The 12564-nt window shown below is 57.0% G+C and carries 7 protein-coding genes; 4 read left to right on the forward strand and 3 right to left on the reverse strand.

Translation table 11 applies throughout. The annotated features are described in order from the left end of the window. Both AC2FNN_RS19910 and AC2FNN_RS19915 read left to right on the forward strand, forming a co-directional pair. Positions 1 to 812: IlvD/Edd family dehydratase (locus tag AC2FNN_RS19910; RefSeq protein WP_496760172.1), on the forward strand; the 812-nt coding region annotated here is incomplete at its 5' end. Between the two features lie 179 nt (positions 813 to 991). Beyond that, positions 992 to 1369 (forward strand): NUDIX hydrolase, encoded by a 378-nt coding sequence (locus tag AC2FNN_RS19915; RefSeq protein ID WP_496760173.1) that lies wholly within the window; start codon positions 992 to 994, stop codon positions 1367 to 1369. Positions 1370 to 1525: 156 nt separating this feature from the next. Here AC2FNN_RS19915 and AC2FNN_RS19920 read toward each other — a convergent pair whose 3' ends face one another. Next, positions 1526 to 2344, reverse strand: a complete 819-nt coding sequence (locus AC2FNN_RS19920; RefSeq protein ID WP_496760174.1) for a sulfotransferase family protein — start codon at positions 2342 to 2344, stop codon at positions 1526 to 1528. A gap of 143 nt (positions 2345 to 2487) precedes the next feature. Here AC2FNN_RS19920 and AC2FNN_RS19925 point away from each other — a divergent pair, with 143 nt between their 5' ends. Continuing rightward, positions 2488 to 4065, forward strand: a complete 1578-nt coding sequence (locus AC2FNN_RS19925) for a DUF5928 domain-containing protein (protein WP_496760175.1) — start codon at positions 2488 to 2490, stop codon at positions 4063 to 4065. Between the two features lie 330 nt (positions 4066 to 4395). Continuing rightward, positions 4396 to 7995, forward strand: coding sequence for a flavoprotein (locus AC2FNN_RS19930; RefSeq protein WP_496760176.1), 3600 nt, complete (start codon positions 4396 to 4398; stop codon positions 7993 to 7995). On the opposite strand, the gene AC2FNN_RS19935 is transcribed toward AC2FNN_RS19930, so the two are convergent. Beyond that, a complete protein-coding gene (locus AC2FNN_RS19935) occupies positions 7992 to 9155 on the reverse strand; it encodes a hypothetical protein (protein WP_496760177.1) in 1164 nt (387 codons plus the stop codon). The two genes, AC2FNN_RS19930 and AC2FNN_RS19935, sit on opposite strands and share 4 nt — an antisense overlap. A 20-nt stretch (positions 9156 to 9175) precedes the next feature. Further along, complete coding sequence (locus tag AC2FNN_RS19940; RefSeq protein WP_496760178.1) at positions 9176 to 12451, reverse strand: adenylate/guanylate cyclase domain-containing protein; 3276 nt, start codon at positions 12449 to 12451, stop codon at positions 9176 to 9178. Positions 12452 to 12564: the final 113 nt, after the last annotated feature.

Genomic DNA, 12564 nt, shown 5'->3' on the forward strand with positions numbered 1-12564 from the left:
GCCGCGCAGGCCTGCTGCACGAGGAATGCAGCACGGTACATTCAGCGACAATGGGCGAGGCGATCGCCAACTGGGACATCAAGATCGCCAACAACCCCAAAGCGCAGGAGCTGTTCAAGGCCGCCCCCGGCGGTGTGCGCACCACACAGGCGTTCAGCCAGTCGAACCGGTACAAGGAACTGGACACCGACCGCGAAGGCGGCGTGATCCGTTCGAAAGAACACGCGTTCAGTCAGGATGGTGGTCTGGCCGTTCTGTTCGGCAATATCGCCCGTGACGGCTGTATCGTGAAAACTGCTGGCGTGGACGCCAATATCCTGAAATTCACCGGCTCGGCCTACGTGTGCGAAAGTCAGGATCAGGCGGTCAACGACATTCTCACGGGCAAGGTAAAAGAAGGCGATGTGGTCGTCATCCGCTATGAAGGCCCGCGCGGCGGCCCGGGGATGCAGGAAATGCTGTATCCGACGTCATATCTGAAGTCCAAGGGTCTGGGCAAAGCTTGCGCGCTGCTGACCGATGGTCGCTTCTCGGGCGGCACATCGGGCCTGTCGATCGGCCATGTTTCACCCGAAGCGGCCGAAGGCGGTGAGATCGGTCTGGTGCAGAATGGCGACACGATCGAGATCGACATCCCCAACCGTACGATCCATCTGGCTGTGTCAGACGAAGAACTGGCGGCCCGCCGCACGGAACAGGACGCAAAGGGATGGGTGCCCGCCGCACCGCGTAAGCGCAAGGTGTCAACCGCGCTCAAGGCTTATGCCAAACTGGCGACAAGCGCAGCGAAAGGTGCTGTGCGTCAAGTCTGACGAATTGGTTTTCAAACCATCAAAACCGCAATAGCTTCAAAGGCCTCGCTTTTCAAAATCAGCGGGGCCTTCTTCCGTTCAATCAGCTGTTCCGGTGCTGAGACATGACTATCTGGCGTCCACAAAATAGTATTCGTGTCAAAGCCATTGGCTTGCTTTGGCGGGGGCCCCGGCTGCTCGTGGCAGATGTTCATGACGACGACAACGTGTTGAAAGGTGTGCGACCGCTTGGCGGAAGCATCGAGTTTGGCGAGACCTGGCAAGTCGCGCTGAAACGCGAATTTCGTGAAGAACTCCAAGTTGATGTCGAAGTATCAGATGCGCCGCTGGTGCTCGAAAACATCTACACCCACGAAGGATCGCTTGGGCATGAGATCATTTTCGCTGCGGACGTGCGCCTTGCAATTCCAGCGGAATTGCCGGATGCACCCATCACGTTCCGCGAAGACAACGGGGTAATCTGCACCGCCCGTTGGCGCGACATCCGCACACTGGGCACACGTGACGGACCGCAGCTTTTCCCCAACGGTCTCAAAAAGCACCTGAGCTCAGACTGAAACGCAAAAAGACCCTCCCGCGCCCAAATCGCACCATCAGCTTCGCTGATGCCACGTTTGGCCTTGGGCCCGGCGCCGCGCAACGCGCGGCGCCGGGCCCAACCGGAGGAGATGTTTCGCAAGAAATATCGACGACGGGCGGGAGCACCCCCACCGTCAGTCGCCCAATTTGGCGTGGATTTCTTCCAGATCGATTTCGCCGATCGGCATCTTGTTCGCCGGGTTTTCGAAGTCGTATTTGAACAGCTCGAAATCCTGCTTGTAGATCTCGTAGACCAGATGCATTGACAGATCGTCAAAGTAGTCCTCGACCGGATGCGCACGTTTTGGCCCGTGCCCTTCGGATTCATTGAACCGTGGGATTTCGGACAATTTGACCGGGTGCTTCAGCTCGACATTGTCCAGAACATCCTGCATCCCGTCATTGAACGCTTCTGTCCAGAATATCCGGTCATAGTGACCGCCGTTCACGATGAAAGTGGACACGTGGCCTGACATCGCAGACCAGTGAATGTCCGGATCCATCGGGCGCCGCCACCGGATCGTATCACGCGCAAACAGCAGAAACCGGCGGAAGCTGGCGATCTGGTCAAACTCTCCCTTGCCGTCGTCGCCGCCCACTTCGATCCCGTAGTTATAGATCAGCGTCGGCACCAGATTGCCGCGGTATCTCTTGCCGTTGCGCTGAATGCCGCAAATCTTGTCAAAAAACGAGCTGAGGATACGGGTGTAAGGATTGCGCACGCAAGTGAACGAATAGGACGCGTGATTGCGCACATTGTTCGAGATCAGCTCCTGGCTCTGATCAAATGCCCATTTGTGCATGCCGTCCTTGGCATCATGGATATCACCGTCAAAGAACTGACCATGATCCGAGAAATACATGATCTGACCAATGGTCGAGCAAGCGCATTTGGGCACCACGCGGTACACCATGCTTTCGCTCTCGGTCATCCAGGTACCGGGAAACCCCATCTGCTGTGCCTCCTGCGCTGGCCAGGTCTCGATGCGATACGCCAGCTTTTGGTAACAAAGAACCAAAATTATTCTGTTTATTCAATCGTTCATCCTCAGTATCACGGTTGAAATCAGGCAGAAACGGATATTGCGTAATCTCAATGGCAAAAGTCGCCTATATATTGCTGTGTCACAAGGACCCTGAAGCCATCATTGCACAGGCCGAACAACTGACCGCTGTCGGTGATTGCATGGCCATCCATTTTGACGCCAGCGCCAGCGCCAAAGCCTATGAGCGCATTCGTTCCGCACTGGATCAGAACCCCAATGTGACCTTTGCACAAAAACGCGTCAGATGCGGCTGGGGAGAATGGTCGCTGGTCCGGGCCACGCTGAACGCCCTGGAAGCCGCCGTGGAAACCTTCCCCCGCGCCACACATTTCTACATGCTGTCCGGTGACTGCATGGCGATCAAAACCGCTGAATACACGCACCGTTACCTCGACGACCACGACAAGGATTTCATCGAAAGCCACGATTTCTTTGAAAGCAACTGGATCAAGACCGGCATGAAGGAAGACCGGCTGATCTATCGCCACTACTTCAACGAACGTACGCAGTCCAAGCTGTTCTATGCCGCCTATGAATTGCAAAAGCGCTTCGGTCTGACGCGGGACATCCCCCAGGACATTCAGGTGATGATCGGCAGCCAATGGTGGTGCCTGCGTCGCAGAACCGTCGAAATGATTCTGGATTTCCTGCGTCAGCGCCGGGATGTGATCCGTTTTTTTTCGACCACGTGGATCCCTGATGAAACCTTCTTTCAGACGCTGGTGCGTCACCTGATCCCAAAAAACGAGATTGAAAACCGAACGCCGACATTCCTGATGTTCTCGGATTATGGAATGCCGGTCACGTTCTACAATGACCATTATGACATGTTGCTGGGCCAGGATTATCTGTTCGCACGCAAGATCAGCGCTGAGGCGCATGAGTTGAAGGCCCGGCTCGGCTCGCTCTATGCAAGTGAGGGCGTCGATTTCCCGATCTCGAACGAGGGGCGCAATCTGTACGCGTTTCTCACCGGTCGCGGGCGTATCGGCCGCCGGTTCGGACAACGCTTCTGGGAAGCCGGGAGCGCACTCGGCCCGGAACGGGAACTGTTCGTGATCGTCTGCAAGAAATGGCATGTCGCCAAACGTCTTGTCGATCAGATCGCATCTGAAACGGATATTCCTTGCGTAGAATACCTGTTCAACGAAGAAAATACGTTGCTGCCGGACCTGGGCGGGATCGACTCCACACTGACCAAGCGCTCTCGTCACCGGCGCGCCGTTCTGCGCCTGTTGTTCGACAGTTTCGGGTCGGATCAGCTGGTGCTGTGCCTTGACCCGGCCAATCTTGACGCGCTCGAGGATTTCTGCGGCGACCAGGCCAAAACCCACGTGCTTGAGATCGAATGCGAATACTCGGACGACTATCTGATTGGCCACGCGCGTCGGGTCGGGCTGGCCGGAGACAACAGCCCAACGGAAACCGTTGCTTCCTTGCTGCCGACCCTTCGCAACGATCTGGGCTATGAATCCGAACGGATCCGTGCCGCCCGGCTGGACAATTACCTGCGCCTGCGGGAAACGGCCCCGCGCGCCGAGAATGAAGCGGTTATTGCCAGGTTTCTTGGGGTTGGTGAAGACAAAGCCCAAGCCATCATGCGGTTGGATTACCTTTTCCTCGACTGATCCCAAAAGCCCTTCACAGATTGTCTGCCCGAAGGCTGGCACCTGTGACCCGCGCAAGCCAAATCGCGGATGGCAAGTGTTCCGCCGTGCAAGGCAGCCGCAGCCTCTGCAACTGCACTCGTGATTTTTACTCAAATATCGGATACTGTGCAGCCAATTGGGCCATTTTGTTCATACTTTTTCCATCAGCAACACGGCCCTTGCCAGGAACAGCACGGAAAGCAGGCAGGTCTTTTATTTTGAATGACCGGTGTCTGAGCTTCGAAGAACCAGAGGCACTGGCTGACCGAAGATTGAAATATTGCAACGCAACTCCGGGGGGACACAGTTGTGACTATAGATCAAATTTCCAAATCCAGACCTTACACCCCGAATGACGCAGACTGGAAGATGATATATGATGTCCTTCCGGGTAAGGCTCAGATCGCCGACCCAGCCGTCATCAACCCACAATTCGAATGTATCGAGGTGACCGGAAACGCGGTTCTGCCAGCGAACGGCATGTATATCGTGCTGCGCGGCGTGGTTCAGCTGCGCCAGAACGGAAATCCATTGGCCAGCGCGGATGTCGGCGATTACTTCTATGAAGAACACCTTCAGATCTCGGATATCCCTGTCAGCCTTGAAGCGCTTGCGCTGGATGGAACCCGGTTGGCGTATCTGTCCAGCCAGAACTGGCTACAGATACCAGAGAGCGTCCGGCAACCCTGTTTTGCAACGATGTTTGGTGATCTGGTCAGCGTTCAGTTGCAGAATTTTCAGCAGCCAATCAATTGTTGCAGCGTCACGGCGGCCGCTCTCAGCATGTCGGCGCTGGGGTTCAGCTGCGAAGTGAATGACATCTTCCGCGAATGCGCATTGCCCTCGTCCTTTGTCGTGAACGACGGAATCTCGCTGGGCGAGCTTTTTGACGTCGCCTGCACCTACATTCACACGCAGGGGCTGCGCGAGAGGGTTCAGGTTCAGGCCTATTTCATGGACGCAGACACAACCAGTGTGCCGCTGCTGCTTGAGGCGATCGACGAATCCAACCGGCTGGGCGGTGACAACGACATTCTGGTGGCGAATTTCCAGGTCGGTCTTGCCCATGGCAACGAGACTATGCCCGGCGGCCATTTTGCCGTCATCGCCAAGTGCAATCCAAGCACGGGGCTGGTGCATATGATGGATGTGCACCCTGAGAAATACGGCAAGCTTTGGGTGACAACCGTCGAACGGTTGTGGCAAGCCATGTCGGATCGTGACGGAACCTCGATGCGGTCCCGCGGCCTGTTGCGGTTTTCGGCACGGGCCGCAGTCAAGACGCATCTGAAAACCTTCAAGCAGCGGTGCAACTACGTCGACAGCACACGTTACCTGGCGAAAGATCCCAAGAAACGCCGCAACCTGTTCCGCCGGGCGACGCCCAACATGAACTCGATAGGCGTTTTGGTGGAAAGCCTGGCCATTCACGGCGACTACAGGGTGGACGAGGACGAGTTGCTGCGGGCGGCCCAGGTGTCGTTCACGGATACTGTCCGCCGGGTCGCCACCGCCAAAGACATGCACGACATGGTCGAAAAGTATATCAGACAATCCGAGAACCTGCATCTGAGCAGCTCGTTCCAGAGCTTTGAGACCCGCGACGACAAATCAATCCAAACCCCCGAAGACTGGTTCAAAGCGCAGTTGAAAAGCCTGACCCCTGACAGCAACCGCCACCTGATGATCAACATCGACTTCAATCGCGTCACCGGGATCGAGGCGATCCGCCCGCCGGTCAACGTGTTCCGGGAAACTGCGTTGCTCGAAGAGTTCTGGTGTCTGTGCATAGACTATGACGAGGATGAAGACGTTGTTACCATAGTCGATATGAGCCCGGCGACCTCGCAGGTCTGGCAAGCGCCGCGCGGCAACATCTTCCGTGGTCTGCGGGATCTCGAAGACCCTGCATTGCTGGTGATCGAAGAGGTCGAGCCGCCCGAAAACCCAAGTGATGTTGCCAGCATCATCAAGCACAATACGATGGTCCTGTTCTACGAGGACGAGGACCCGTGGTCCTATATGCTGCGCAGCATTCTTTCGAATATCGGGGCCACGACCGTCAAGCAGATCGACGTGGGCGGGCGCGATCCGAATATGATCAGGATGCGGCGGCAACTGGTGACGCTTGGGGAAAGACCGGACGTGCCGTATTTGTTTTTCAAAGGGAAATGCATCAGCAAAAGCGAAAAGCTGGAAGACATCGTCGACATGATCCAGGCCGGTGAATTGCAGACCAGGATGCGCAAGGAAGGGCTGCCGGTATCCGAACTGAATGAAACCCCAAGCCTTGAGAAGAACCCGTTCGGCTACCCCAAGGGGGTGATGAATCAAGTGAACGCCGGAAAGCGAAACGTATTGCTCTGCGCCTGCGGGTCGTCGGCGGCGGACAAGATCCCCGAGCTTGTCGAACGCATTGTCGACGCAGGGCATAACGTGAAACTGATCCCGTCAGTTTCGGCCGAGAAATTCTTTCGGGATTTCGGCGCCGAACGGATCGACGCCAAGATCACCCACAATGACTATTACCGCGACGATGACGAGTGGAATTTCCGTTATTTGAATTTCGACATGCCGGTGCGCGCCTCGCATCTGGCACTGTGTGACTGGGCAGATTGCGTCATTGTGGCCCCCATCACCTGCAACACGATGGGCAAGGTTGCCAATGGCATCGCCGACAATCTTTTGACCTCGGTCTTCGTGGCTTGGCAATACCAGAAGAAACCCGTGATCCTCTGCCCCGCGTGCAATACGAATATGTGGAACAATATCACCACGCAGAACAACGTCGACAAGCTCAAGACGCTTGGGGTCGATTTCGTCGGACCGCGCGAAGGTCGCCTGTCGAACGGACGGATGGGCATCGGCATGATGGCAACGCCGGACCAGATCATGGAGGCACTGGAAGACGCGTTCGAGGAATTGGACGACCAGAAATACCGCGTCTGCAAATGGGCGCGCGAAGCCGCTGCCGCCGATGACATCAACGAATGGAAGCGCGTGTTCCGCGCCATCGACGAAGGCGTCGTCGGGATCAACATCGTGGACGAGGCCCATGGAGATTCACTGTTGCACTATGCAGCGGGCGGTGAAGGCGAACTGGGTGAAAGCGGCCATGATCTGGGCAAGCCGGATTATGAGGCCGCCCAGGACCTGATCGACAGGGATATCGACGTCAACATTGTCAACGATCACGGGTTCACCGCATTGCATGTGGCGGTGATGAACAAGGCACCGAAGATGGTGGAAATCCTGCTGCGGGCCGAAGACATGGATGCGACCTCGTGCATCGAATTCGTTCAGGGCATGCAGATCGAACCGGAAATCCGTTCCATGCTGGACGCCTGGGCGCAAGATCACAACCTGAAGGTGGCAGACCCCGAACAGGGGCGCGACGAAAGCTTCGTGGCGGTGAACGAACCCTCTTACTTGTATTTCACCTATGGATCGCTGAAGCAGGGGTTCCCCAATCATGACGCACACAGCGCGGTACTGAATGAATTCGTGGGAACGGCGCGCACCCGGCAACCGATGCCCCTGATCATCCCGAAGGAACCATTCTGCGACAATCCCAACTGTGGGTATCTGCATCGCATGGCAACCCTTGTGGATCAGCAGGGGATGGGCAAGCAAGTGGGTGGAGAGGTCTACCGTGTCACCGAATCCGGTCTCCGCGAGCTGGACAGGCTGGAAGGGTATCACGGCCCCGGCTCACCCGAGAATGTCTATGTGCGTAAGAAAATCAACGTCGTTGTCGAGGGTGCGATGAAACCCGCATATGCCTATGTGATCGCAGATCCGGAAAAATACCTGAAAAGCTGGCGCGAGGGTACATCCGAAGTGGCGAGCGATTACACGCTGGATATGGCGCAGGGCGAACCCAAACCCGGGTTTGAACCCGTGGCCTAACACTCCCGCGTGCTGATCGGTGGCGGTTCCGCGCTGTCCTTGATGCTGAGGTTATAGGCCGTGATCGCCACCATGCACAGCAGCACGAAGGGCCAGAAACCGGCCTTTGGGATCAGGTTGTCCCGATAATGGATGATCCGCAGCGACGGCACCGCCTCTGAAGCGAAAAGGTACGTATTGATCGAAACCGCCAACAGCATGAAATACATAAGGAAAAAGAACGACTCCATGTAAATCACGGGCGATCCGGCGAACCCTTCGCGCAGTTGCACATGGGCCAGCAGGATCACGAAGAACAGAACCGAACAGGTGCCGATCACGCTGGACGTGCTGAAGTCATGCCGCTCTACCAGACCTTCGCGGCGCGTGACGGTCATGACCGCACCGAACAGCAGCATCACCACGACCAGCAACGGAATCATGTGAACGATGAACGCATTTGCGAAATTGCGTTTGATGACGAAGTTGTAATGCAACTCGGCCGAGTTGGTCTGGTAAACGTACTGCCGGATGCCCAGCGTCGTATCCAGTTTCGACAGCTTGTAGTCGAAATAGGTGTTTTCTCGCTCCCACGTGCCCATCACGATCCGGTTGTCGATCCCGAAAATGTCATCCGGTCCGGTCGCCGGATAAGCCTGAAAGTCAGGAACCAGCGCGATATTGACCTCGAAAGAAGCGGGCGAGAACCGCACCCAAACCGTTTTGTGATCGAAGGGATAGCTGGTGTAGTCGAAGCTCTGGCGCAGGGTTTGTTCAAAATACCAACCAATCAAGACGCCGTCGGGTTGCGACAAGCGGTATGCCTCTTCAACAAGGCCGTTTGCCGTATCGACCGCTTCGGGCAGAAGAAACCCAACCTCACCTTCGGCGGGAAGGATCGCATCATGTTCCTTTGCTTTGTAGTGCTGCCAGATATAGCCGGTGAGCCGCACATCGCTGGCGCCCAAAAAGCTGAATGACTTTATGAAAATCCCCGTTCTCAAACGATAGTCCGGCGCCACGTCCAATCTGCACAGATACGCATCTACCGAAGCCTGATCGGGCAGCTGCGTCAGGTCTTCCTCGAAATGGTTCAGTTCGACCCAAAGCTTGAGCAACAAGGCGGCCAACCCAAAGGTCAGCAGGCCAGAGATAAGCCAAACTTTTTTTTCGACGCTCATTCTGCCTCCTGCCTTGCCACCTAACCCGTCAGAAAATCCGCGCGGCCCAGCAAGGATTGGGTAATGCCCATCGCGGCAAAATGCTGGGTCATGCCGGCAAAACCGCTATGCTGTGACGGTGGGATATTCTGCCTTCCGCTCTCGGCCAACAGCCGTGTTTGACGAATGGACAGGTCAACCATCGGCAACGGCTCGTTCCTGGTGAACGCGGCAAGGTCATCCGCATACTCCATTGCGGCATCCCAATCACCACGCGCCAGCATGACGGCACTGGCATCGGGGAAAAAGTGCAGATGGCTGTGGCCGACACATCCCTCGGCAATGATCTCGGAACCCAGTTTCAAAAGGCGTGTTTGCTCATCCGGGTCCGTTTCGGCCATCGCCAGGGCTGACAGGGCCTTGGGTCCAACAAAATTCCGGCCATGTTCAAGCGCAATTTCGACCGCTCGCAGACCGGTTTCACGTGCGCGCCCGATCTGGCCGGCATAAACCTGCGTTCTGGCCAGATGTTCCAACGCCTGCGCTTCAAGGCGTTTTGCGCCCACGCGCTCTGCGATTTCGGCCGAAACGCCAAAGGCTTCCAGCGCACGGTCGAGACTGCCCAGAAAGGTCTCGGCCACGCCAAGGCATGTTTGCGCAACACATTCCGGAACGAAAGCGAAATACGTCTGCGAGATTTCAATCGCCTCATTGGCATCTGCTCGGCCCTGCCCGACATCCCCAGTATAGCTGCGCGCCACGCTGAGATTGTGCAGATTGGCCGCAAGGTCCCGAACCAGCCCTTTTTCGCGCGCCCGTTCAGCGGCTTGGGTATAGAACCCCGCCGCCGTCTTCATCGAGGCTTTCATGAAATTGGCGTCGCCAAACCCACTCAGCGCCCCTACTTCAAGGCGCGGGGACTCCAGCTTGCGGGCAAGCGAGAGCGCCCGCTCGTTGGCCTTCAGCGCTTCTTTGTTCCGGCCCAGCGGGAAATAGACGTTGCCGCGCACATAGCTTATCTGGGCCTCATCTTCCTCGGACCCGCAGCGCTGTGCCGCTGCCTCGGCCGTGTCGAGCGCTTCCAGTGCGTCCTGATACAGGCTTGCTTGCCGCGCCGCCTGCGCAAGCCCGATATGGGCCCGGGCGATTTGTTCGTCTGTTTCAGCCAAACGGGCGGCGTCCTTGAACTCGTCCAAAGCTTCGTTTGACAACCCCTGCAACCGATGGGTTTCGCCCCGCGCACATAGCAGGTCAAATCGGACACCCGCCGGGGATGGCAATTCCAAAGCACGCTCGATCAGCGGGCTGGCATCGTCGAACCGGAAGGCTTGTATCAATTTGTCGGCTGCGTCCAGATAGGCTTGTGCCGCGTTATTGGCCCCGGCCCGGTCCAGATGCTGGGCGCGCAAGGTTGCATCCTTGTCTTCGAACCACTGAGCCGCCTGCCGGTGCAAACGGGCGCGTTCGGATTTGACCAATGTTGCATAGGACCCGTCACGGATCAGCGCGTGGGTAAACATGAAATCGGGCCCAGCCTCTCGGATCAACGCCGAACGGATCAGGTTGCTTGTGTCCAGATGCCCTTCGCCCAGAATGAAATTCAGAACTTCGGGCGAGAACCGTTGACCCAGAACCGATGCGGCCTGAATGGCGGTTCGGCTGGCGCGATCCAGCGCGTCCAATCGCGACTGAACAATACCCTGAATACTGCCCGGCACAGTTTCCTGTTTAAGCACATCGGTGTTTCGCAACAGCTGTTCCAGGAACAAAGGGTTTCCACCGGCGCGCTGGACGCAGGTTTCCAGCAAGTCGCTATCGATTGCCCGGAACTCTTCGACCAGTTGCCTGACATGCTCTTCTCCCATCGGTGCAAGTTCCAGTTTTGACACCAGCGCGCCATCCGTGGCCATCTGCCAGTTCCTGTCGATCGGATCGCCCTCGGCCCGGCTGGTCATCATCAACACGCAGGGCGTGTTCCGCGTCACCGCAGCGATATGAGAACACGCCGTCAGGATATCGGGCGTCGCCCAGTGGATGTCTTCAATCTGAATAAGCAGGGGCGATTCCCGACTGCTGGCGGAAAGCAGCTCCTCCAGCACCTGACGCCGCCCTCGCAGACGGGTCTTGTTGTCCATCACCGCATAGACCTCGGCCAGACCCGGATCCTGCTCGAGTTCAAGCAAAGCATTGAGATGCGCAGCGTTGGAAGGGCTGACCCAGCCCTTGGTAATGGCCTCTTTTGCAACGGCCGCCCCGGTTTCCGCCCCGTCCGACGCTTCAAGCCCCAGAATGCTGCGTGCAATGGTCTGAATGGCTGAATGACCTTCGCGCGCACCAAAATCCATCACAACGCCGTTGTGGATCGTGTAGGACAGGCTGGTCGCCAGTTCCGCCACTTGCTCGGACAGGTGGGTTTTTCCAATTCCGGGTTCGCCCAGAACGATATGCACTTCACCTTTTCCATGGCGTTTGCATCGGTCGAATGTGGCCGAGAAAATCGACATCTCGCGCTCGCGCCCGATGAATTTGTGCCGTCTCGTCCGGATGTTCCTGGCCAGCCGGTCCAGACGCCAGACCTCAACCGGCTCGTTCAACCCCTTGATCGCCTTGACCCCGATGGATTCGCCCACGAACAACGGGCCCAGCGCGCGTTGAATGTCATGCGAGACCAGAGTCTCCCCGCCCCCTGAGATATCTGTCAGCCGAGACGCCAGATTCACCCCATCCCCTGTCACTGTATATTCCGTGTGCGACTGGCTGCCTGTTGTACTGGCGATGACCTGACCCGAAGAGATACCGATATGGCAGGACAGCGGCGGCGATAACGTCGGAAGAACCGCATGAATTTCAGCTGCGGCCCGTGCTGCCCTTTCCGTGTCGTTGGTATGTGAGATCGGCGCTCCGAAAACGGCCATGACCGCATCACCGATATGCTTGTCGATGCGGCCGCCGTATTTTTCGACCACATTGTCCACTTTGCTGAAAAACTGGTTGAGCAGTGCGTGCAGATCCTCGGCATCCAGCTTGCTGGACATTTTCGTGAACCCGGTCAGGTCCGCAAACATAACCGTGACCTGTCGCCGCGCAGGTTCGTGCGGTGCTGCGGGTTCAGGCTCTGCGGCGATCTGCGAGGAATCAAGTTGCTCGATGGCACGCAAAAGCCGCCGACGATCGCCGACAGCGGTCACACCGATTTCGATCAGATCCTCGGCCGTCAAATCAGGCAGAATGGAAAAGTCGATCTTGTTGTCAATGAAGGCCTGCGCGTACTCGTTTAATCCATTTGCGCTCAACCAGCCCCTCAGATCTTGAGACATATCGCCCCTCTGAAGTCCCCCACTTCAAGCGAGAACCTAGCATGGCAGCGGGCGTGAGTCTGCAAAAACCAAATTAATTTGTGATTTTGAGCAGGGTTAATCCCCTTTTTGAT

The organism is Ruegeria sp. BHSA118 (assembly GCF_059613405.1).